The organism is Actinokineospora sp. (assembly GCF_050699995.1).
Lineage (GTDB): Bacteria > Actinomycetota > Actinomycetes > Mycobacteriales > Pseudonocardiaceae > Actinokineospora.
In genome coordinates this window covers 1-20,832 of record NZ_JBOHGC010000368.1, presented here as the reverse complement: position 1 = coordinate 20,832, position 20,832 = coordinate 1, and the positions used below count along the sequence as shown (strand labels likewise).

Genomic DNA, 20,832 nt, shown 5'->3' with positions numbered 1-20,832 from the left:
ACCATCAACCGGGCGACTATCGACCGGGCGACTTCAACCCCGAGCGCCTCATCCTCGATGACGAGCTGGTCGATACAACGCCCATGAACGTCGGCGACGAGTTCGAGACCGATCCGGCCGGCGTCCTCCACTACAGCTTCGGCAACTTCAAGCTCTTCGTGACCGGCGACCCCGGCCGGGTCGATAACGATCTCGATCGCGAGATCACCGATGCGGTCGGGCCACAGGAGCTGGCCGTCGCGACCGTCAACGTCGAGAACCTGCACTCGCCGGACCTCATCGCCATCGAGGAGATGCAGGACAACTCCGGCTTCACGGACGACGGCACCGTAGCGGCCGACCAGAGCTGGGAGCGGCTGATCGAGGCGATCGACGTCGCCGGTGGGCCGGTGTACGACTACCGTCAGATCGACCCCGAGAACAACGCCGACGGCGGAGCGCCGGGCGGCAACATCCGGGTCGGCTTCCTGTTCCGGACCGACATCGGGCTCACCTTCGCGCCGGGCACGGCGGGCGGGTCGACCACCGCCGTCTCGGTGTCCTCGTCGGGCAATTCCGCCGACCCGGTCGCGGTCAGCCACAACCCGGGACGGATCGACCCGACCGACAGCGCGTTCTCTTCGAGCCGCAAACCGTTGGTGGGCAAGTTCTTCTTCAACGGGGAGCCGGTGTTTGTGATCGGCAACCACTGGAACTCCAAGGGCGGCGACAACCCGCTGTTCGGCCGCTACCAGCCGCCGGTGCTGTCGAGCGCCACTCAACGCGGCCAGCAGGCTGATCTTGTCGCCGCGTTCGTGGACGACGTGCAGGCGATCGACCCTGTCGCTCGAGTGGTCGTCGCCGGGGACTTGAACGACTTCGAGTACTCGGCCGCCGTGCAGAAGCTGGTGACCGCCGGGCTGACCGACCTGCCCGCCGAGCTACCGGACTCCGAACGCTACGGGTACGTCTACGAGGGCAATTCGCAGGTGTTGGACCACCTTCTCATCTCCGGATTCGCCGCGCACAGCTACGACGTGGTCCACGTGAACGCCGAGTTCGCCGACCAGCTCAGCGACCACGACCCGTCAGTGGTGCGGCTGACGCTCTGAGTTTCGCCATGGCGCCGCCCGGCCGCGAGCCGGGCGGCGCCACCCGAGTCAGGAGTCGGAGTCCAGCATGTCCTGGGTGACTGCGCTCTCCGTGTCCGGCAGGCCGAGTTCCTTCGCGCGCTTGTCGGCCATTGCCAGGAGGCGGCGGATCCGGCCCGCGACCGCGTCCTTGGTCATCGGCGGTTCCGACAGCTGGCCAAGTTCCTCCAACGACGCCTGCTTGTTCTTCAACCGCAGTTCGCCCGCCGCCGTCAGGTGCTCCGGGGCCTCCGGGCCCAAGATCACCATCGCGCGTTCCACCCGGGCGGCGGCGGCGACGGCGGCGCGGGCGCTTCGGCGCAGGTTGGCGTCGTCGAAGTTGGCCAGGCGGTTGGCGGTCGCGCGGACTTCGCGGCGCATGCGGCGTTCTTCCCAGGCGAGGACGCTGGAGTGGGCGCCGAGCCTCGTGAGCATCGCGCCGATGGCGTCGCCGTCGCGGACGACTACGCGGTCGGCTCCCCGGACCTCGCGCGACTTGGCCTGGATGCCCATGCGGCGGGCGGCGCCGACGATGGCCAGTGCGGCCTCCGGGCCGGGGCAGGTGATCTCCATCGCCGACGAGCGGCCCGGTTCGGTCAGGCTGCCGTGCGCCAGGAACGCGCCTCGCCACGCGGCTTCCGCGTCGCAGACGCCGCCGGAGACGACGGGGGCGGGGAGGCCGCGGACCGGGCGGCCGCGCGGGTCCAGCAGACCCGTCTGGCGGGCCAGGCCGTCGCCGTCCTTCACGACCCGGACCACGTACCGCGTGCCCTTGCGCAGGCCGCCGGAGGTGATCACGTGGACGTCGGCGTGGTGCCCGTAGAGGTCATGGATGTCCTTGCGCAGGCGACGGGCCGCCGAGCCGGTGTCGAGTTCGGCCTCGACCACCACCCGCCCGGCCACGATGTGCAGGCCGCCGGCGAACCGCAGCAGCGACGACACCTCGGCACGCCTGCAACATGTCTTGGACACCGCCAACCTGCTCAGCTCGTCCTTGACCGCGGCTGTCATCGCCACTGGTACTCCTCTCCCTGGCCCGGGATACGGGCCGCCCCGCCGTCTATCCCACCACGACACGCCGAAGGGCTCAGCGTCCCCTCACCGAACCGACGGCGCGTCGCAGGCTCTCGGCGAGGGCGTCGGGGTCATGGCGGTCACCCGCCGGGCCCGAGGCGATGGTATCGAGCAGCAGGTCCGCCCCGAGGGTCTTCGCCGCACGTCGGAGGCGGTCCGGGGTGGACACGGAGTCGGCGTCGGCGACGACCGCGTCGATCCGCAGCCGGGGTGCGTGTTCGCTCAGGACGTCGAGATGGCGCTCCGGGGAGAACCCGGCGGTTTCCCCCGGTTGGGGGACGAGATTGAGCACGACGACCCGGGTCGCGTCGGTCCGCACCAGGGCGTCGTGCAGCTCCGGGACGAGCAGATGCGGCAGGACGCTGGTGAACCACGACCCCGGGCCGAGCAGCACCACATCGGCGTCGCGGACCGCGGCGACCGCTTCCGGGCACGCCGTCGGCGGCTGGTCGCGGTGGGCGGCGTTGTGCAGGCGGATGCGGCGGACCCGGCCCGGCGTCGTCGCCACGGCGACCTGCCCGCGGATGCGCCGGACCGTGCTCGGGTCCTCGTCCAACCCGGTCACGTCGGCCTCGATGTCCAATGGCTCCAACGACATCGGCAGCACCCGGCCGGTCACGCCGAGCAGTCGCGCGGCTTCGGCGAGTGCGGCCACGGGGTCGCCGAGGACCTCCAGCAGACCGGCGAGGACGAGATTGCCGATCGCGTGGCCCGCGAGTGCCCCGGTGCCGCCGAAGCGGTGCTCGAACACCTCGGCCCACGCCCGCGGACCGGCGAGCGCGGTCAGCGCCTTGCGGAGATCGCCCGGCGGAAGCAGGCCGAGTTCACGGCGAAGCCTGCCCGAGGAACCCCCGTCGTCGGCGACGGTGACCACCGCGGTCACGTCGTCGGTCAGCCGACGGAGCGCGGTGAGGGTGGCGTGCAGGCCGTGGCCGCCGCCGAGGGCGACGGCCCGGATGGCCGGGTCGGGAGCGCTCACTCGCGCCCCAGGTCGCGGTGCACGACCTTCACCGCCATACCGTCCTCATCGGACAGTCGCCTGGACAGTTCCTCGGAAATGGCCACGCTGCGGTGCTTTCCGCCGGTGCAGCCGACCGCGAGCGTCAGGTAGCGCTTGCCCTCGCGGCGGTATCCGGCGCCGATCAGACGCAGCAGCTCGTGGTAGCGGTCGAGGAACTCGTCGGCGCCTTCCTGGCTGAGCACGTAGTTGCGGACGTCCTCGTCGCGGCCGGTCTGGTCCTTCAACTCGGGGATCCAGAACGGGTTCGGCAGGAACCGCACATCCATCACCAGGTCGGCGTCCATCGGCAGACCGTACTTGTAGCCGAAGGAAAGCACCGTGACCCGGGTGCTGGTGCCCGCGTCGGAGCCGAAGGCGTCCTCGATCTTCGCGCGGAGCTGGTGCACCGAGAGGGTGGAGGTGTCGAGGATGAGGTCGGCTTCCTCGCGCAGCGGCATCAGCAGCGAACGCTCGGACTTGATGCCGTCGACGAGCCTGCCCTCGCCCTGCATCGGGTGGCCGCGGCGGACGTGCTCGAAGCGGCGCACCAGGACGTCGTCGGTGGCCTCGAGGAACAGCACGCGCGGCTTGTACCCGCGCGCGTCGAGGTCCTTGATGATCGAGGAGAGGTCCTCGGTGAAGGCGCGGCTGCGCACGTCCATCACGACGGCGACCTTCGAGATGGCGCCGCGGGCCTGCGCGCCCAGCTCGACCATCGTGGAGATCAGCTCGGGCGGAAGGTTGTCCACGACGAACCAGCCCAGGTCCTCCAGGCACTTGGCCGCGGTGCTCCTGCCCGCCCCGGAAAGCCCGGTCACCACGGCGACCTCGACGCCGGGTCCCACGTGTTCGGTGCTCAAGGTTTCTCGCCCCTGTTCAATGCGGTGTGCACGGCTTGCGCGGTGGCCAGGCCGATGCCCGGCACCTCGATGATCTCCTCGACGGTGGCCGCCTTGAGCCGCTTCACCGAGCCGAAGTGCTTGATCAGCACCGCCCGGCGACTCTGGCCCAGGCCGGGCACGTCGTCCAATGCCGACATTGTCATCCGCTTGGCGCGCTTCTGCCGGTGATAGGCGATCGCGAAGCGGTGGGCCTCGTCACGCACCCGCTGCAGCAGGTAGAGCGCCTCGCTGGTGCGCGGCAGGATGCACGGCTCCGGCTCGGCGGGCAGCCACACCTCTTCGAGCCGCTTGGCCAGCCCGATCACGGCGACGTCGGTGACGCCGAGGTCGGCCAGGACGTCGGCGGCGGCGTTGGCCTGCGGGCCCGCGCCGTCGACGACGAGCAGGTTCGGCGGGTAGGCGAAGCGGCGTGGCTTGCCGGTGTCCGGGTCGATGCCGGGGGTGCCGGCGTCCTGGCCGCCGGACTCCCCCGCGTACTTGGCGAACCGGCGGCGCACGACCTCGGCGATCGAGGCGACGTCGCCCTCGGTGGCGGCCTCGCGGATGGCGAAGCGCCGGTACTCGTTCTTGCGGGCCAGGCCGTCCTCGAACACGACGAGCGAGGCGACGACGTCGCTGCCCTGGATGTGGCTGATGTCGATGCACTCGATGCGCAGCGGCGCGCTGTCGAGGCCGAGGTTGTCCTGAAGCTCCTGCAACGCGGCCGAGCGGGCCGTGAGGTCGCCCGCGCGGCGGAGTTTGTGCTGGGTGAAGGCCTCTTTGGCGTTGCGCTCGACGGTTTCCATCAGCGCCCGCTTGTCGCCGCGCTGCGGCACCCGGACCTGCACCCGCGAACCGCGCAGCCCGGTCAGCCACTCGCCGATGGCGTCGGCGTCGGCGGGCAGTTCGGGGACCAGGACTTCGCGCGGGACCGAGTTGGCGACATCGTCGGCAAGGTCGGCTTGGTCGCCGTAGAACTGGCTGAGGAACTGGTCGACGAGCCCGGTGACCGGCGACTCCTCCCCCGCGTCCTCCAGCCGGTCGACGACCCAGCCGCGCTGCCCGCGGACCCGGCCGCCGCGCACGTGGAAGACCTGGACGGCGGCTTCGAGTTCGTCGTAGGCGAAGGACACCACGTCGGCGTCGGTGCCGTCACCGAGGACGACGGCCTGCTTCTCCATGGCCCGGCGCAGCGCCCCGATGTCGTCGCGCAGCCGGGCGGCCCGCTCGAACTCCAGCTCACTCGACGCCTGGGCCATCTCCTTCTCCAGGCGGCGGACCATGGCGTCGGTCTTGCCGGAGAGGAAGTCGCAGAAGTCGAGCACGATGGCCCGGTGCTCGTCGGCGCTGACCTTGCCCACGCAGGGCGCGGAGCACTTGTCGATGTAGCCGAGCAGGCAGGGCCGCCCGATCTGGCCGTGGCGGCGGAACACCCCGGTGGAGCAGGTGCGGGCCGGGAAGACGCGGAGCAGCAGGTCGAGGGTCTCGCGGATGGCCCACGCGTGGGCGTAGGGCCCGAAGTACCGCACGCCCTTCTTGCGGGCGCCGCGGTAGACGTGCAGGCGCGGGTATTCCTCGTTGAGGGTGACGGCCAGGACCGGGTAGGACTTGTCGTCGCGGTAGCGGACGTTGAACCGCGGGTCGAACTCCTTGATCCAGTTGTACTCCAGCTGCAGTGCCTCGACCTCTGTGGACACCACGGTCCACTCGACAGCGCCCGCGGTGGTCACCATCTGGCGGGTGCGCGGGTGCAGCGAGGTGATGTCGGCGAAGTACGAGTTCAGCCTGGAGCGCAGGCTCTTGGCCTTGCCCACGTAGACGACCCGGCCACCAGGATCACGGAATTTGTACACGCCAGGCGCGTCCGGGATGGTGCCGGGAGAGGGTCGGTAGGCGGACGGGTCGGCCACATCCACAACCCTACGGCCGAGCACCGACAACTGATCCGGTCGGGTCTTGCGCACCACGCCGCCCACACCCAATACTGCTTTCACTACTCAAGTAGTGAAAGGGGGTTGGGTGATCGAGTTCCGGATCGACCGCCGCTCAGGCGTCGCCGCCTACCTGCAGCTGGTGCACCAGACAAAGCAGGCGCTGCGGCTCGGGCTGCTCGTTCCCGGCGACCGGCTGCCCACGGCCAAGGAGGTCATGGCCGCCACCGCGATGAACCCCAACACCGTGTTGAAGGCATACCGCGAGTTGGAAAGGGAAGGCCTGGTCGAGGGTCGGCGAGGTCTGGGCACGTTCGTCATCGGGACGCTGGCCCGCCCGGGGGCGTCCGACGACGGCCCGCTGCGCGAGGAGTTGGCCGCCTGGCTGGCCGGCTCGACGGCCCAAGGGCTGGCGCGCGAAGACGTGGAGGCACTGGTGAACGCCGTGCTGGACAAGTTCTACGAGACCGGGGGAACCACATGATCGAGGGGTCGGTCGCGCTCGACGCGACCGGATTGGGCAAGCGCTACCGCCGGGGGTGGGCGCTTCGGGACTGCACACTGACGCTGCCGGTCGGCCGGATCGCGGCGTTGGTCGGACCGAACGGAGCGGGCAAGAGCACGCTGATGTCACTGGCCACCGGCCTGACGCGGCCGACCGAGGGCGCGGTCGAGGTGCTCGGCAAACCGGGGTTCCTGGCGCAGGGCAAGCCGCTGTACCAGAAGTTCACCGTCGCGGAGATGCTCCACGCGGGCCGCGCGCTGAACCCCGACTGGGACGACGCCTACGCCCGGCGGCTGGTGGCGGAGCCGGAGGTGCCGTTCGGGGCTCGGATCGACACGCTCTCGGGCGGACAGCGGACCCGGGTGGCGCTCGCTGTGCTCGGCAGACGCCCGACCGTCGTGCTGCTGGACGAGCCGCTGGCCGACCTCGACCCGTTGGCCCGCCAGGAAGTGATGCGGGCGCTGCTGGCCGAGGTCGCCGAGACCGGGATGACGGTGCTGCTGTCGTCGCACGTGATCGCCGACCTCGACGGCATCTGTGACCACCTGGTCCTGCTCTCCGCGGGTCGTGTCCGGCTGACCGGCGATGTGGACGACCTTCTCGCGCAGCATCGGCTGCTGGTCGGCCCGCGCTCGCTCGACGTGCCCGCCGAGGCGGTCGTGGAGCGGCGGGAGACGGGCAGGCAGGCGACGGTGCTGGTCCGCGGACTGGGTGCGGTGCCCGGCAGCGAGTCGCACGCGCCGACGTTGGAGGAACTGGTCTTGGCGTACCTGCGCGCGCCGACCGCGCCGCGTCGACGAAGGCGGTGGCAGCATGACGTGGGTCGCGTGGCGCCAGCAGCGGGCGCAGATTCTGGTGGCGTTCGCCCTGGTCGCGGTTGTGGCGGCGGTGATGGCCGTGGTGCGGCTGGACGTGTCGTCGATGCCGAACGATCCGGGGCTGCTCAGCGATCGCTACAACCTGTTCCTGAGCTATGTCCCGATGGTCATGCTCCCGCTTCCCGTGCTGCTGGGGATGTTCGCGGGCGCGCCGGTGTTCGCCCGCGAGATCGAACACGGCACGCACATCTTCGGCCTGACCCAGTCGGTCGGCCGGACCCGGTGGTGGGCGACCAAGCTGGCGGTCGCGGGGTTGCCGCTCACGATCGCGATGGCCGCACTCGGCGCGGTCAACGCGTGGGCGTTGGCGCCGTTGAACTTCATCATGTCGGGCCGGATGCGCACCCCGCTGTTCGAGAGCCAGGGCTTGGTGCTGGGCGCGTACACGGCGGTGGCGTTCGCGATCGGCGCGACGGCGGGCCTGCTGGTGCGCAACACCATGGCCGCGATGGCGATCACCCTCGGCGGCTACACGGCGGCGCTCATCGTCGTGTCGAACGCGGCCCGGCCGTCCTTTGCCGACCCGGAGTACACCACGGGTCTGCTGTCGACCGACGTCTGGCGGGTGAAGTCCGGATATCTGGACGGCGCGGGCAATCCGATGTCGATCGACCCGGACAAGTGCGGCTTGCAGACCATCGCGGACTGCCTCGCGGCGCAGGGAGTGCGCAGCGAGTTCGCGTGGTTCCACGCGGCCGAGCGGTTCTGGGGTTTCCAGGCGATCGAGACCGGCCTGTTCGCCGCGCTGACAGCCGCACTGCTCGCCCTCGGCGCTTGGGCCCTGCACCGGTGACTCCGATAAAGATCGCCGCCCGCCAGTCGGACCTGATGGTCGGTGGGGGACAGTACGGTGAAGCAGCCGGATCTCGATCAACGACGGAGTCGACATGGGTGTGCGCACCGCTCTGCGAAGGACCTTGGCCAGTCAGCTGGGCAATCCCCGGGGCCTCATGGGCAAGGCGGTCGCGAAGCGGCTGAACAAGTTCAACCTCGCGGCCACCACCGGGGCCGTCGAGGCGCTCGCGGTGGTCGACGGGGAAGTCGTCGCCGACCTGGGGTTCGGCGGCGGGGTGGGCCTGCGGCTGCTGCTCGACACGAACGCCGCCGAGGTCCACGGCGTGGACTACTCGGCCTCGATGGTCGACCGCGCTCGAGGGGAATTCGCGGACGACCGGCTGCGGCTGCACACCGGGTCGATCACGGCACTGCCGCTGCCCGACGACTCGGTCGACGGGCTGATCACGCTGAACACGATCTACTTCATCGAGGACCTGACCACGGCGTTCGCCGAGATCCGCCGGATTCTTCGGCCGGGCGGTCGCGCGGTGATCGGCATCGGCGATCCGGAGGCGATGGCGAAGATGCCGGTCACCCGACACGGATTCCTCGTGCGACCGGTCGCCGAGGTCGTGGAGACGCTGGAGGGGGCGGGGCTCGCGCTGACCGCGCACCGGCGGGTCAGCGAGTCCAAGCTGGCCCCGCACTTGCTGGTGGTCGGCCACGCGAACTAGGCCGTTCCTGATTCACCGATTTCGGCCCACGCCGTCCGCCCCGCCGGCATGATCAAAAGCTCTGGATCGAGCCGCTCAGGGGTGATTCGTGAACGCACGGCGATGGCTGGTCGGGATCACGGTCGGTGTGGTCGGCCTGGGTCTGGTCGGGCTCGGGATCATGCTGTTCAGCCGGGGTCTCGACAGCGCCGACAAGCTGGCCAGCGTCGGCAGTCTCTTCGTCGGCCTGGCGAGTCTCGGGGTGGCGGGGTTCGCCCTGCGCGGCCGGCCGCGCGAGCCTGAGCGGCGCAAACGCGCCGACGGGCGGGTCACGGGCGGCGTGGTCGGTGGGAGCGTGGTCGGTGTCGAGTCCGGGACCGGGGTCGACGACATCGTCGCGGTGGTCGACGTCGGCGACGTCCTCGCGGGTGGCTCGGTGACCGGCGCGAAGATCGTCGAGGACAAGGATGGCTGACGCCGAGTCACTGCAGTCCGACGTTCTCGACTCCTACCTCGAGGAACGCCCGTTCATCCGCCGCCGCTGGCTGGCCGACACCGTCGACCGCCATGTCGACGACGAGGCCTGCAGCCACGTGCTGATCACCGCCGAAGCGGGCATGGGAAAGTCGTCGCTGATGGCGTGGCTGACCACGCGGCACGACCTCAGCCCCCGCTACTTCATCCGGCTCGACAGCCTGACCCCGTTCGGCACCGGCGACGCCACGCACCTGCTGATCTCGCTGGGCCGCCAGCTCGCCCAGCTGTGCCCGGAGGCGATGGCCGACCGGCCGCTGCGCATCGACGTCACCCAGCGCGCCGACCGGGTCGGCTCGGGTGGCCGGGCCATCGGCGTGCACGCGGGCCGGATCGTCGCGAATCCCTTTCGCCGCACGGAGATCACCGTCAGCCAGGACGCGGGCGACGTCGACGGTGAGCAGATCGGGATCGACGCCGACGAGATCGTCGAGGACGCCTGGCGGCTCGACCCGAGCCTGCTGCAGCGGCTCGCGCTGCTCGACCCGGCCCGCGCGCTCGCCGAGCGGCAGCCCGACGCGCGGATCGTCGTGCTGATCGACGGGCTCGACGAACTGCGCCACCAGCCGCCCAGCTCCGGCTGGAACATCGTGGACTGGCTGGTCAACTGCCCGAGCCTGCCCGCGAACGTGACCGTGGTGGTGGCCAGCCGACCGGACCCGGTGCTGCTCGGCGGCTACCGCCTGCGCCAGCGCGGCAGGCTGCGCGAGGTGCCGATCGACGCTGCCAGCACCCGGGTGGCGGGCGATCTGCGCGACTACGCGGGCAGGCTCGCCGACGACCGCGCGCTGCGTAAGACCCTGGCGAAGCGTGGTCACTCGCTGCACGACGCGGCGCACGCGGCGGCGCGCCGTGCGGACGGTAACTTCCTGTTCCTGGTGTCGTGGTCGCGCGCGCTGACCCACGCGGTGTCCTCGCGGCGGTGGGCGGATGTCGACCTGCTGGCCGACCAGGGCAGCCTGCCCCGCTCCCTGACCGACCTCTACGACCTGTTCATCGTGATGCTGCGCGGCGCGGCCGGGCGGCACTGGGACCGGGTGCACCGGCCCGTGCTGGGCGCTCTGGTGGTCGCCCGCGCGCCGCTGACTCTCGCCCAGCTGGCGACCATGGCGGGTCAGCCCCTCGACATCGCCGACCGTGCCGTGCAGGACATGCCGCAATTCCTCACCATGTCGGCGGATAGGCTGCGAATATTTCACCTGAGCCTGTCCGAGTACCTGACCGCGGAGGAAACCCGTGCACGTTCGCCCCAGTCCTGGATCGATGCGGCGATGAGCAACCAGCGGACCGCGGCCGAGCTGATCGCGACCTACGGGCACGACTGGGCGGCGTGCGCCGACGAGTACGCGCTCGGCAACCTCGTCGGCCACCTGAGCGCCGCGCTGGAGGGCGACCCGGACCCGGCCGACGCGGCGTGGGTGGTGGACAACCTGGTCGGCGTGCTCTCCGACGAGGCGTTCGTCGCGCGCAAGATCGAGGTGATCGGCGCGACCCGCACGGTCGCCGACTTCGCCACCGCCGACGAGGCCCTGGCAGGCGCGGCCCCCGGCACGGCGGCGCGAGTCCTGGCCGGACACGCGGTACGCGGCGCCGAAGCCGACCTCGGTGCGGACGTCGTGCACTCGGCCCTGGGCTACCGCGACGTGTTCGACGAGTTCTACGGGCAGGTGCTGCAACACCTGTCGGACCTCGATTTCGTCACCGCCCACGCCCTCACCGACGACGATGCGGACCTGCAACCCGCGTCGATCTGGGCGGACTTCGCCGAGATCGCCGCCTCACGCCACCGCCGCGGCAACCGCTTCGACGACGCGAACCGCCTGCTCGACCAGATCACCGAGGTGCGGGGCGACCAGTCGCGGGCCCTGTACGAACGCGGCTACCTGGAGTACCTCCACGGGCGGGTCGACGAGGCCGTGGACTACCTCGATGAGAGCGCCGAGGCCGCTGAGCAGTCCGGCCGCACGGTGTCGCAGTGGATCACCGTGATCGTGCGCGACAACATCCGCTTCCTCGCGGGCCGCATCGACGGGCCGGAGTTCGACGAGAGCCTCACCGCCGCCCTCGAGGTGTTCACCGAGCAGGCCGCCACCAACCCGCACGCCGAGCGGTGGGTGATGAACACCCACGCCCACCGCCTCATCAAGGCGATGGTGCTGGCCGACGGCCCCGCCGCGGCGGCGGCGTGGGAGCACCTCGGCACGGACGCCTGGGCCCAGCGGGAGAAACCCCACCTCATCGAGGAATGGCGCGCCCGGACGGCCGTGGCCCAAGGCGAGTGGGCGACGGCGCGGTCGGCTTACGAGCGGCTGCTTGGTCCTCGTGCGCTGGACGCGGAACCCGCGGCGGTCGAAGGCACCGCGATGAAGCTGTACGAGTACGGGCTGGCGCTGACTGGGGATGGGGACCGGCGGGCGGCTGCCCGGGCCTGGCGGCAGGTGCTGCGGTGTTCGGACTCGGCTGCTTCATGGGCGTGGAAAGCCCGCGCCCAGGCCCGGCTGGACGCCTAGGCGACCTCGGCGAGGAGGCGTTCGGCCAAGGCCTTGCCGTCGGTGCGGGTGACGATGTCCAGCACGACGTGCCTGTCCGGGAATCCGGTGGGCAGTCGCAGGAGTTCGACCTGGACGCGCCCGCTGTCGATTTCGGCGGATACGCCGATGTACCCGTGGGGATCACACCATCGGGATCAGGCGAAGACGACCTTGTCGCCGTCGACCTTGACCGGGACCTCCTTGAGGCCCGTCTTGGCCGGTCCGCCCTTCAGTGCGCCGCTGGCTCCGTCGAAGGTGCTGCCGTGGTTGGGGCAGGTGATGGTGCCGCCGGACGGCGGTTCGACCACGGTCCCCTGGTGCGGGCACGCGGCGTCGAAGGCCTTGACGGTGTCGGGGGTGGGGCGGACAAGCAGGAGCGGGCCCTTGGGGGTGCTCTGCAGCACCAGGCCACTGCCCTCGGGGATGTCGGCCAGGGCAGCCAGCGGACCCGACGGCGCGGCGCCGCCGGTAGTGGGCGCGCCGCCAGTGGTGCCACCACTGGTGCCACCACCCGAAGGGGCGGGGGTGGTGGTGTCGGAACAAGCCGCGACGAGGGCGCCTGGGGCGACCAAAGCCACCATCAGGGCGCACAGGACCTCGCGGCGGGACCGGGCTTCGGGTTTCGTGGTGGGTTCTACGGCTGTCACGCAAGCCTCCAGGTCCGGGAAGAATCTACACCTTGCCCTACGCGACACCCGCGCACGAGGTTCACCCCAGGGCGAGATGGGTGCGCAGTGCGTCGTCGAGGCGGTCGAGGAGTTCCGCGGGGACCTTGCCGACGCGCTTGCGCACACGGGTGGTCGCGATGGACCGCACCTGCTCTGCCTGCGCTTTCGAGTCGACCACCAGCCCGCACGCCTTCGCGGGCAGCAGGACCTGGAAGCCGAACACCCGCTCGATGTTCGATGTGATGGGCACCACAGTGACCACGCCGCGGCCCGTGCGGGCGGCGACGGCGTTGGCCGCGTTGTTGCTGACGATCACCGCGGGGCGGACCTTGTCGGCTTCGGAGCCGCGGGCCGGGTCGAGGTCGACCAGGTGGATGTCACCGCGCCGCATCGGCCATGCCGTCGGCGGTGGCGGCGTCCCACAGGCCCGCTTCCTCGGCCTCGTCCCACTCGGCGAAGGCGGCGGCGTACTCGTCCTGCAGCTGCGACTCGCGCAGCCGGGCTATGGCGAGTTGGATCACCGAGGACCGCGACGCCTCACCTGCGCGCGCGGAGTACTCGTCGATGAACCGGACGTCGTCCTCCGGCAGGCTGACACTGAGCTTCACACCACCCATGCTACCTGAGGTGGCACCCCAAGTGCTACTGCCGGGCGTGCGCCTCGCGGTGGAGCCTGCGCAGCTCGCGGATGCCCTCCACGGCGCGGGCGCCGTCGACCGACTGCAGGGCCATGACCGGCACGTACTCGTCGTCCGGCAGTTCCAAGCGGGCCCATGAGGCGCCCTCCGGGAAGCTCACCGACTCGATGACCGACCAGTCGAAGTGCGTCGTGCCCAGCAGGTTGCGCACGTCGATCCCCTCGGCGTCGGCGCTCACCTTCGGCCGGGTGAACCACAGCGCCCCGCAGGCGAGCAGCACGCCGATCCCGGCCATGGCGATCTGGTCGGACGGCTGGAAGAAGACCCCGGTCGGGGTGTTGCGCAGCAGGATCGCCACGGTGGTGAACACGCTGATGAACACCACCGCGAACGTCCCCGCGACGAAGCGAACCTTGCGCGGTCGAGCGGTCAATGGAATCCCTGTTCCGTCCATGGGTGCCGCAGCCCGCGCACCGCGAGCGCCGTCTCCAGCGCCGCCGCGCAGGCCTCGTAGCCCTTGTCCTCCGCCGAGTCGGGCAGGCCGCTGCGGTCGAGCGCCTGCTCCTCGGTGTTCACGGTGAGCACCCCGTTGCCGACCGGGGTGCTCTCGTCGAGCGAGACCCTGGTCAGGCCGTAGGTCACAGCGTCGCACACGTACTCGAAGTGTGGGGTGCCGCCGCGGATGACCACGCCGAGCGCCACCACGGCGTCGTGGTGCTTGGCGAGTTCCTGGCAGACGACCGGCAGCTCGATGGCGCCCGGGACACGGACAACCGTGGGTTCCACGATGCCCGCCTCGGTCGCGGCGGCCAGCGCGCGCTCCAACAGCCGGTCGGTGATCTCCGCGTGCCACTTCGTCGCCGCGATGCCCAGCCGGACGCCCTCACACCGCGGAACCCCGGTCGTGGGCCTGCCTTCCCCACTCACCAGGATCTCCCGTCGATGCTCCGGCGTTCACGCCGGGGAGGAATGAGGTTTCGCAGGGCCACGACTTGAGCGTGCCCCAGCCTGTCCGATCTCAACAGTGTCTCCTGGTTTTGTCGGTAGTGGCCGCTAGCTTGATCGGCATGTCCCGGTTCCGCCTTCAGCCGACACCCACTCAGGAGCGGGTGTTGGTGGAGCATTGTTGGCATGCCCGGTTTGTGTGGAATCTCGCCGTGGAGCAACACGCACACTGGCGGCTGGGTCGCAGGGCGGCGCCGGGGTTCGTCGAGCAGTGCCGTCAGTTGACCGAGGCGCGGGCGGCGAACCCGTGGTTGGCGGCCGGCTCGGTGATCGTTCAGCAGCAAGCGTTGAAAGACTTCACCGAGGCGATGGCCAACTTCTTCCGCCGGACCCACCGACGGCCCACCTGGCGCCGACGCGGCCGGGCCGAGGGGTTCCGGGTCGTGGCGGTCAAACCGGGCGATGTACGTCGGGTCTCCCGCAAGGTCGGCGAGGTGAAGGTGCCCAAGGTCGGTTGGGTGCGGTTCCGCTGGTCGCGGGCGGTCACCGACGGGGTGAAGTCCTACCGCATCACCCAGGACCGGGCGGGCCGCTGGCACGTGGCGTTCGCCGTGGCGCCCGACCCCATCGCGGCACCGGGCACGGGCACAACGGTGGGTGTGGACCGAGGTGTGGTGGTGTCGGCGGCGCTGTCCACCGGGGAGCTCTTGTCCGCGCCGACGTTGCGCCGACCCGAGAAGGCGCGGCTGCTGCGACTGCAACGCAAGCTCGCCCGAGCCCAACGCGGCTCCAACCGGCGCGGCAAGGTCAAGCTGGCGATCGCGAAGCTCAAGGCCCGCGAAACCGACCGGCGCAAAGACTGGGTCGAGAAGACCAGCACTCGCCTGGCCCGTCAGTTCGATGTGATCACTGTCGAGGACCTCAAGATCAGAAACATGATCCGGTCGGCGAAAGGCACGCTCGACGCCCCCGGCCGAGGTGTGCGCCAGAAGGCCGGACTGAACCGAGGCATCCTCGCCAACGGGTGGGGCCTGCTCGTGACCCGGCTGGAGCACAAGGCTCCCGGGCGGGTGGTGAAGGTCGACCCGCGCTACACGAGTCAGCGTTGCTCGGCGTGCGGGGTCGTGGATCGGGAGGCGCGCGAGAGCCAAGCCGTCTTCCGCTGCCGGTCCTGCGGTTTCGCCGCCAACGCGGATGTGAACGCGGCACTGAATATTCGACTCGCGGCAGGGCATGCCGTGACTGCACGGGGAGGCCCGCCGTTGGGCGGGCCTGCGAACCGTGAACCTCAACGCGACCTCCTCCTTGCGCGGTAGTTGCTGTTGGAATCCCCGGCCTTGAGGCCGGGGAGGAAGTCAAGCTTTGTCCTCCCCCGTCGACACAGCTGCCGCGGTTCCGCCGTCGTAGTGCTCCAGCTCGGCCAGGTGGTGGCCCATCCGGTCGCGCTTGGTGCGCAGGTAGTGCACGTTCTCCGGGTTCGGCCACACCGACAGCGGCACCCGGTCGACCACGGTCAGCCCGTAGCCCTCCAAGCCGACCCGCTTGGCCGGGTTGTTGGTCAGCAGGCGCATGGTCTTCACGCCGAGGTCGACGAGGATCTGCGCGCCCGTGCCGTAGTCGCGGGCGTCAGCGGGCACACCCAGCGCCAGGTTGGCGTCGACGGTGTCGTGGCCGTCGTCCTGCAGCTGGTAGGCCTGCAGCTTGTGCATGAGGCCGATACCGCGGCCCTCGTGCCCACGCATATAGAGCACGATCCCGCGGCCCTCGGCGGCCACGGCCTCCAGGGCGGCGTCGAGCTGGGGGCCGCAGTCGCAGCGCAGCGAGCCGAAGACGTCGCCGGTGAGGCACTCGGAGTGGACCCGGACCAGGACGTTGTCGCCCTCGCCGATCTCGCCGTAGACCAGGGCGACGTGCTCGATGCCGTCGAGCAGCGAGTCGAACCCGACCGCGCGGAACGTGCCGTGCGCGGTGGGGATGCGGGCCTCGGCGACCCGGACGATCTGCTTCTCGGTGCGCCTGCGGTAGGCGATCATGTCGGCGATCGTGATGATCGCCAAGTTGTGCTCCTCGGCGAAGACCCGCAGCTCGTCGTAGCGGGCCATGTCGCCTTCGTCCTTCTGCGACACGATCTCGCAGAGCACGCCCGCGGGTCGTAGACCGGCCATCCGGGCGAGGTCGACGGCGGCCTCGGTGTGCCCGGGCCTGCGCAGCACGCCGCCTTCCTTCGCGCGAAGCGGCACGACGTGGCCGGGGCGGTTGAAGTCGCCCGGCGTGGAGTTCTCGTCGGCGAGCAGCCGGATGGTGTGGGCGCGGTCGGCGGCCGAGATGCCGGTGCTGACGCCTTCCTTGGCGTCCACGGTCACCGTGTAGGCCGTGCCGCGCACGTCCTGGTTGGTGTGGAACATCGGCGGCAGGTCGAGCCGGTCGCAGTCGGACTCGGTCAGCGGGACGCAGATGTAGCCGGAGGTATAGCGGACCATGAAGGCCATCAGCTCCTGGGTGGCCTTCTCCGCGGCGAAGATCAGGTCGCCCTCGTTCTCGCGGTCCTCGTCGTCGACGACCACCACGGCCTTGCCCGCGGCGATGTCGGCGATCGCCCGCTCGATGGCAGCGAAGTCACTCACCGGTGTTCTCCTCCTCGGTGCCGCGCCCGGTCGATCCGAGGTGCGGGATAGCCAGTCTTTCCACGTACTTGGCGATGACGTCCACTTCCAGGTTGACCTTGTCGCCGGGCTTGCGGACGCCGAGCGTGGTCGCGCGCAGCGTCTCCGGGATCAAACTGACCGAGAACCAGTCCGCGCCCACCGCCACGACGGTCAGGGACACGCCGTCGACGGTGATCGAACCCTTCTCCACCACATACCGCGCCAGGCCGCCCGGGAGGCTGACCTTCACCAATTCCCAGTGCTCGGAGGGCTCGCGCGAGATCAGCTCGCCGGTGCCGTCGACGTGGCCCTGCACGATGTGCCCGCCGAAGCGCTGCCCCACCGCGGCGGCGCGCTCCAAGTTCACGTGGTCGCCCGTGGCGACCTTGTCGAGGCTGCTGCGCTGGAGGGTCTCGCGCATGACGTCGGCGGTGAAGCTGCCGTCGGCGAGGTCGACCACGGTCAGGCAGACGCCGTTGACCGCGATGGAGTCACCCTGTTTGGCGTCGCTGGTGACCAGCGGCCCGGCGATGGTGACCCGCGCGGCGTCCGCGAGATCCACCACGGCGATGACCTCGCCGCGTTCCTCGACGATCCCGGTGAACACCGACTGCCTCCTCAGTTCCGGTCCGGCACGGCGGAGATCCGCACGTCCGGTCCACACATGGTGACGCCTTCGACCCTGAACCGGTGAGCTCCGGTGATGGTCGACACGCCCGATGCGCCCAACGCCACAGGCCCATCACCCAGAAGCGTAGGCGCTACGTAAGCGAGGACCCGGTCGACCGCACCCGCTTGGACGAACGCGCCCGCCAGCGTCGGGCCGCCTTCGAGCAGCACATCGACCACTCCGCGCTCGCCTAGAGCGGCCAAGACATCGCTTGGTTCGCGCGTGCGCAGGTGCAGCGTCTCGGCAGCGTCGTCGAGCACGCGCGCACCCTCGGGCAGGTCACCGGTCCCCACGACCACTCGCAACGGCTGCCGGTCCGCGGTTGTTCCGTCGGCCCCGCGGGCGGTCAGCGCGGAGTCGTCGGCGAGGATCGTGCCCCGGCCCGCGACGATCGCGTCGATGCGTCGGCGCAGGTCGTGGACCTGCGCGCGGGACTCCTCGGAGCTGATCCACCGGCTGGTCCCGTCGGCGGCGGCGACCCGGCCGTCGAGGGTGGCGGCGTACTTCCAGGTGACGTGCGGGCGGCCGGTTCGCGCGTAGTGCAGCCACGCGCGCAGCGGGCCGCGCTCGACCTCGTCGGCCAGCAGTCCACTCTCGACAGTGACACCCGCCTCGGTCAGGACCGTGCGCCCACCAGCGGCGTCGGGGTTCGGGTCGGCGACGGCGAAGACGACCCGCGCGACGCCGGCGGCCATCAGGGCGCGGGTGCAGGGCGGGGTGCGGCCGTGGTGGGCGCAGGGTTCGAGGGTGACGACGGCGGTGCCGCCGCGGGCCTTCGTTCCCGCGTCGACCAGGGCCATGACCTCGGCGTGCGACCCTCCGGGCGGCTGGGTGGCGCCTTGACCGACCTGGTTGCCTTCGGCGTCGAGGATGACGCAGCCGACCGGCGGGTTCGGGCTCGTCGTCCCCCGAACCTGCTCGGAGCACGCGATGGCGGCCCGCATCGCCGCGGTCAGCTTGTCGTCCACCCGATCAGTTTCGCAGGACGCGCCAGTCGGCTCGCGCGGGATCAGGCGAAGCGGTGGTTCGCCGAGACCGCCTGGGTGCGCAACGCCTCGATCGCGCGCGCGGGATCGGCGGCGCCATAGACGGCGGAGCCGGCCACGAAGCAGTCGACACCCGCCTCAGCGGCCTGTTCGATCGTGTCGCTGTTGATGCCGCCGTCGATCTCCACCAGCAGGTTCAGGTGGCCGGTGTCGACAAGGTTGCGAACGGTGCGGACCTTGTCGAGGACGTGGGCGATGAAGCTCTGGCCGCCGAAGCCGGGCTCGACCGACATCACCAGGAGCGTGTCGTACTCCTTGAGCACGTCGAGATACGGCTCGATGGGAGTGCCAGGTTTGATCGACAGGCCGGCCTTCGACCCGGCGGCGCGCAGGTCGCGGGCGAGCTTGATCGGGTCTTTGGCCGCCTCGATGTGGACGGTGACGTTGTGGGCGCCCGCCTCCGCGTAGGCGATGGCCCAGCGGTCCGGGTCCTCGATCATGAGGTGGCAGTCCATCGGGATGTCGGTGACCTTGAGCAGCGACTCGACGATGGGCAGGCCGAGGGTCAGGTTCGGCACGAAGTGCGCGTCCATGACGTCGACGTGGACCCAGTCGGCGCCGTGGATCGCCGCCAGCTCGTCGGCGAGGCGGGCGAAGTCGGCGGACAGGATGCTGGGCGCGATCATCGGTGCGGTGGACACAGGCCCGGAGCATAAGCGCCGGTCGCGGCCGCGCACGAACCGGGAAGCCGCGCCGTGAGCCAGCTCTCGGAAAAGCTGTGGCGGCCCGAGGTACGTTCGGTCCATGGCGAACGTGCTCTCGGTCAACGTAGGCGTCGCGCGACCCGTGGAGGGGAAGTCGGGGCTCAGCGCGATCGACAAGCGCCCGGTGGACCATCCAGTGGCTGTGCGCGAGCCCGGGCCGGCGGCCAGCGGGGTGGCGGGCGACGAGATCTGCGACAAGAAGCACCACGGCGGCCCGGACCAGGCGGTTTACGCGTACGCGCGCGAAGACCTCGACGCCTGGGAGACCGAGCTGGCCACTCCCCTGCCGTCCGGCGTGTTCGGCGAGAACCTGACCACGCGCGGCGTCGACGTGACCCGCGCCGAGGTCGGCGAGCGGTGGCGGATCGGGCCCGACCTGGAATTGCAGGTCACCGAGCCGCGCATCCCGTGCCGGGTGTTCGCGGTGTGGATGGAGCTGCAGGGCTGGATCAAGACCTTCACCCAGCGGGCGATCCCGGGCGCGTACCTCAAGGTGATCACGCCGGGATCGGTCAGCGCGGGCGACGAGATCACCGTGGTCCACCGGCCGGGCCACGGGGTGACGATCGGGATGATGTTCCGGGCGATCACGACCGAGTCCGAGCTGTTGCCCGACCTGCTCGCCGCCGACGACCTCTCCGACGACCTTCGGTCCTGGATCACCAGCAGGCTCGCGAAGTGACCCGCTTCTTCCGCCGCGAACGGCTCAACACCCGACTGTCGGCGTACGGGATCTGCGTGCGGGACGGGAAAATCCTGCTGGCCCGGTGGATCCACGACGAAAGTCCATTGTGGAGCCTCCCAGGCGGCGGGGTCGACTTCGGCGAGGACCCGTGGGACGCCGTGGTGCGCGAGGTCGCCGAGGAGACCGGCTACGACTTCGAGGCCGACACCCTGCTCGGCATCGACAGCCTGCACCGCGAGGGCACCTTCCACGGTGTCCGCGTGTTCTACGAGGGCCGGGTCGTCGGAGGCGAACTGCGCCACGAGGCGAACGGGTCGACCGACATGGCCGCCTGGTTCGACCTGGCGGAGCTGGACTCGCTGCCCGTCAGCGACCTTGTGGGGCCCGGACTCGCGCTCGCCAAGGCCAAGCCCGCGACCGGCCACACCGACTAGGTCTTGGACCTAGCTCTTCGTAGCGGTTGGCGACCGCTGCGGCGCGGTCGCGTAGGGCGGTGCGCAACCATTGCGGGGCCAGGGCTTCCGCGTTGGTGGCGAGTTGCCACAGCGCCCATTCGGCGTGTCGCGGATCTTGGAAGGTCACCTCCATTCGCAGCAGTCCCGCCGAGTCGGCTTCTTCGGAGAGGACGGCCAGCGCGGTGCCCACCAGCTCCTCCCGGCGCGCCGGGTCGACTCGCACCAGCGCGGTGACTTGGTCGCCACCGGCGCGAAACCGACTGCTTCGTTGCTGCCAGGCCCGGTCCAGGTCGACCTGGGCCGGTCGCTGAGCGGGTTCGGCGAGTTCCTCGGCGGCCAAGACCCTGGACAGCCGGTAGGTGCGGTCCGCACCCGATCTCGTGGCCAGCAGGTAGCCCTGGTCTCGCACGGTGACCAGGCCGATCGGGTCCACCGTGCGCCAC

The 20,832-nt window shown here is 70.6% G+C and carries 23 protein-coding genes and 1 pseudogene; 10 read left to right on the top strand and 14 right to left on the bottom strand.

Features of this window, described 5'->3' with window-relative positions:
• On the top strand, positions 1-1,091 hold a 1,091-nt coding region (locus tag ACRDSQ_RS18185; protein ID WP_431422694.1), incomplete at its 5' end, for an endonuclease/exonuclease/phosphatase family protein.
• A 48-nt stretch (positions 1,092-1,139) separates the two neighbouring features.
• On the opposite strand, the gene whiA is transcribed toward ACRDSQ_RS18185, so the two are convergent.
• The 4 genes from whiA to uvrC all read right to left on the bottom strand — a co-directional run bounded on the left by whiA (position 1,140) and on the right by uvrC (position 5,974).
• Positions 1,140-2,126 carry a DNA-binding protein WhiA gene (gene whiA / locus ACRDSQ_RS18180; protein WP_431422692.1) on the bottom strand — a complete coding sequence of 329 codons (987 nt, stop codon included), beginning with the start codon at positions 2,124-2,126 and terminating at the stop codon, positions 1,140-1,142.
• A 70-nt stretch (positions 2,127-2,196) separates the two neighbouring features.
• Positions 2,197-3,141, bottom strand: coding sequence for a gluconeogenesis factor YvcK family protein (locus tag ACRDSQ_RS18175; protein ID WP_431422701.1), 945 nt, complete (start codon positions 3,139-3,141; stop codon positions 2,197-2,199).
• Positions 3,142-3,158: 17 nt separating this feature from the next.
• The gene (rapZ, locus tag ACRDSQ_RS18170) at positions 3,159-4,043 is read right to left on the bottom strand and encodes an RNase adapter RapZ (RefSeq protein WP_431422691.1); all 885 of its coding nucleotides are present in this window, start codon (positions 4,041-4,043) and stop codon (positions 3,159-3,161) included.
• Positions 4,040-5,974 (bottom strand): excinuclease ABC subunit UvrC, encoded by a 1,935-nt coding sequence (uvrC, locus tag ACRDSQ_RS18165; protein WP_431422699.1) that lies wholly within the window; start codon positions 5,972-5,974, stop codon positions 4,040-4,042. Before uvrC ends, rapZ begins: the two co-directional genes overlap by 4 nt.
• A gap of 109 nt (positions 5,975-6,083) precedes the next feature.
• On the opposite strand from uvrC, the gene ACRDSQ_RS18160 reads away from it, so the two are divergent.
• From ACRDSQ_RS18160 to ACRDSQ_RS18135, 6 genes and pseudogenes are all read left to right on the top strand, one after another.
• Entirely contained in the window at positions 6,084-6,479 is a 396-nt protein-coding gene (locus ACRDSQ_RS18160) for a GntR family transcriptional regulator (RefSeq protein ID WP_431422690.1), read from the top strand.
• Positions 6,476-6,862: pseudogene (locus ACRDSQ_RS18155) on the top strand (ATP-binding cassette domain-containing protein); the annotation flags it as partial. The gene ACRDSQ_RS18160 and the pseudogene ACRDSQ_RS18155, both read left to right, overlap by 4 nt.
• Positions 6,863-7,313: 451 nt before the next feature.
• Positions 7,314-8,171: an ABC transporter permease gene (locus ACRDSQ_RS18150; protein ID WP_431422688.1), complete on the top strand. Its 858-nt coding sequence runs from the start codon at positions 7,314-7,316 to the stop codon at positions 8,169-8,171.
• Between the two features lie 94 nt (positions 8,172-8,265).
• Positions 8,266-8,889 (top strand): class I SAM-dependent methyltransferase, encoded by a 624-nt coding sequence (locus ACRDSQ_RS18145; RefSeq protein WP_431422686.1) that lies wholly within the window; start codon positions 8,266-8,268, stop codon positions 8,887-8,889.
• Between the two features lie 88 nt (positions 8,890-8,977).
• Positions 8,978-9,343, top strand: coding sequence for a hypothetical protein (locus ACRDSQ_RS18140; RefSeq protein WP_431422684.1), 366 nt, complete (start codon positions 8,978-8,980; stop codon positions 9,341-9,343).
• On the top strand, positions 9,336-11,912 hold the full coding sequence (locus tag ACRDSQ_RS18135) for a hypothetical protein (protein WP_431422683.1): 2,577 nt from the start codon (positions 9,336-9,338) through the stop codon (positions 11,910-11,912). The genes ACRDSQ_RS18140 and ACRDSQ_RS18135 overlap by 8 nt, the downstream gene beginning before the upstream one ends.
• 176 nt (positions 11,913-12,088) lie before the next feature.
• Here the strand turns inward: ACRDSQ_RS18135 and ACRDSQ_RS18130 are convergent, their stop codons facing one another.
• The 5 genes from ACRDSQ_RS18130 to ribH form a co-directional block, all read right to left on the bottom strand.
• Entirely contained in the window at positions 12,089-12,580 is a 492-nt protein-coding gene (locus ACRDSQ_RS18130; protein ID WP_431422681.1) for a Rieske (2Fe-2S) protein, read from the bottom strand.
• Positions 12,581-12,641: 61 nt separating this feature from the next.
• Complete coding sequence (locus tag ACRDSQ_RS18125; protein ID WP_431422679.1) at positions 12,642-12,992, bottom strand: type II toxin-antitoxin system PemK/MazF family toxin; 351 nt, start codon at positions 12,990-12,992, stop codon at positions 12,642-12,644.
• Positions 12,979-13,209 (bottom strand): ribbon-helix-helix domain-containing protein, encoded by a 231-nt coding sequence (locus ACRDSQ_RS18120; RefSeq protein WP_431422677.1) that lies wholly within the window; start codon positions 13,207-13,209, stop codon positions 12,979-12,981. The genes ACRDSQ_RS18125 and ACRDSQ_RS18120 overlap by 14 nt, the downstream gene beginning before the upstream one ends.
• Positions 13,210-13,243: 34 nt before the next feature.
• Positions 13,244-13,693 carry a PH domain-containing protein gene (locus tag ACRDSQ_RS18115; RefSeq protein WP_431422675.1) on the bottom strand — a complete coding sequence of 150 codons (450 nt, stop codon included), beginning with the start codon at positions 13,691-13,693 and terminating at the stop codon, positions 13,244-13,246.
• On the bottom strand, positions 13,669-14,166 hold the full coding sequence (gene ribH, locus ACRDSQ_RS18110; RefSeq protein ID WP_431422673.1) for a 6,7-dimethyl-8-ribityllumazine synthase: 498 nt from the start codon (positions 14,164-14,166) through the stop codon (positions 13,669-13,671). The genes ACRDSQ_RS18115 and ribH overlap by 25 nt, the downstream gene beginning before the upstream one ends.
• A 140-nt stretch (positions 14,167-14,306) precedes the next feature.
• On the opposite strand from ribH, the gene ACRDSQ_RS18105 reads away from it, so the two are divergent.
• Positions 14,307-15,500, top strand: coding sequence for an RNA-guided endonuclease InsQ/TnpB family protein (locus tag ACRDSQ_RS18105; RefSeq protein WP_431422671.1), 1,194 nt, complete (start codon positions 14,307-14,309; stop codon positions 15,498-15,500).
• A 39-nt stretch (positions 15,501-15,539) separates the two neighbouring features.
• Here ACRDSQ_RS18105 and ACRDSQ_RS18100 read toward each other — a convergent pair whose 3' ends face one another.
• The 4 genes from ACRDSQ_RS18100 to rpe all read right to left on the bottom strand — a co-directional run bounded on the left by ACRDSQ_RS18100 (position 15,540) and on the right by rpe (position 19,171).
• Complete coding sequence (locus tag ACRDSQ_RS18100) at positions 15,540-16,808, bottom strand: bifunctional 3,4-dihydroxy-2-butanone-4-phosphate synthase/GTP cyclohydrolase II (RefSeq protein WP_431422670.1); 1,269 nt, start codon at positions 16,806-16,808, stop codon at positions 15,540-15,542.
• Positions 16,801-17,436 carry a riboflavin synthase gene (locus tag ACRDSQ_RS18095; protein ID WP_431422668.1) on the bottom strand — a complete coding sequence of 212 codons (636 nt, stop codon included), beginning with the start codon at positions 17,434-17,436 and terminating at the stop codon, positions 16,801-16,803. Before ACRDSQ_RS18095 ends, ACRDSQ_RS18100 begins: the two co-directional genes overlap by 8 nt.
• An 11-nt stretch (positions 17,437-17,447) precedes the next feature.
• Entirely contained in the window at positions 17,448-18,443 is a 996-nt protein-coding gene (gene ribD, locus ACRDSQ_RS18090; RefSeq protein ID WP_431422697.1) for a bifunctional diaminohydroxyphosphoribosylaminopyrimidine deaminase/5-amino-6-(5-phosphoribosylamino)uracil reductase RibD, read from the bottom strand.
• A gap of 65 nt (positions 18,444-18,508) precedes the next feature.
• Positions 18,509-19,171, bottom strand: a complete 663-nt coding sequence (rpe, locus tag ACRDSQ_RS18085) for a ribulose-phosphate 3-epimerase (RefSeq protein WP_431422695.1) — start codon at positions 19,169-19,171, stop codon at positions 18,509-18,511.
• Positions 19,172-19,289: 118 nt separating this feature from the next.
• Between rpe and ACRDSQ_RS18080 the strand changes: the two genes are divergently transcribed.
• Entirely contained in the window at positions 19,290-19,931 is a 642-nt protein-coding gene (locus ACRDSQ_RS18080; protein ID WP_431422667.1) for an MOSC domain-containing protein, read from the top strand.
• On the top strand, positions 19,928-20,368 hold the full coding sequence (locus ACRDSQ_RS18075; RefSeq protein WP_431422665.1) for an NUDIX hydrolase: 441 nt from the start codon (positions 19,928-19,930) through the stop codon (positions 20,366-20,368). The genes ACRDSQ_RS18080 and ACRDSQ_RS18075 overlap by 4 nt, the downstream gene beginning before the upstream one ends.
• On the opposite strand, the gene ACRDSQ_RS18070 is transcribed toward ACRDSQ_RS18075, so the two are convergent.
• On the bottom strand, positions 20,301-20,832 hold a 532-nt coding region (locus ACRDSQ_RS18070; RefSeq protein ID WP_431422663.1), incomplete at its 5' end, for a helix-turn-helix transcriptional regulator. The two genes, ACRDSQ_RS18075 and ACRDSQ_RS18070, sit on opposite strands and share 68 nt — an antisense overlap.

What these genes read in the sequence shown, in the direction of transcription:
- ACRDSQ_RS18150 (WP_431422688.1), top strand. Translation starts at nt 7,314, where the DNA reads ATGACGTGGGTCGCGTGGCGCCAGCAGCGGGCGCAGATTCTGGTGGCG.
- rpe (WP_431422695.1), bottom strand. Translation starts at nt 19,171, where the DNA reads ATGATCGCGCCCAGCATCCTGTCCGCCGACTTCGCCCGCCTCGCCGAC.
- ACRDSQ_RS18105 (WP_431422671.1), top strand. Translation starts at nt 14,307, where the DNA reads ATGTCCCGGTTCCGCCTTCAGCCGACACCCACTCAGGAGCGGGTGTTG.
- ACRDSQ_RS18115 (WP_431422675.1), bottom strand. Translation starts at nt 13,693, where the DNA reads ATGGACGGAACAGGGATTCCATTGACCGCTCGACCGCGCAAGGTTCGC.
- ribD (WP_431422697.1), bottom strand. Translation starts at nt 18,443, where the DNA reads ATGCGGGCCGCCATCGCGTGCTCCGAGCAGGTTCGGGGGACGACGAGC.
- ACRDSQ_RS18125 (WP_431422679.1), bottom strand. Translation starts at nt 12,992, where the DNA reads ATGCGGCGCGGTGACATCCACCTGGTCGACCTCGACCCGGCCCGCGGC.
- ACRDSQ_RS18145 (WP_431422686.1), top strand. Translation starts at nt 8,266, where the DNA reads ATGGGTGTGCGCACCGCTCTGCGAAGGACCTTGGCCAGTCAGCTGGGC.
- ACRDSQ_RS18080 (WP_431422667.1), top strand. Translation starts at nt 19,290, where the DNA reads ATGGCGAACGTGCTCTCGGTCAACGTAGGCGTCGCGCGACCCGTGGAG.
- ACRDSQ_RS18135 (WP_431422683.1), top strand. Translation starts at nt 9,336, where the DNA reads ATGGCTGACGCCGAGTCACTGCAGTCCGACGTTCTCGACTCCTACCTC.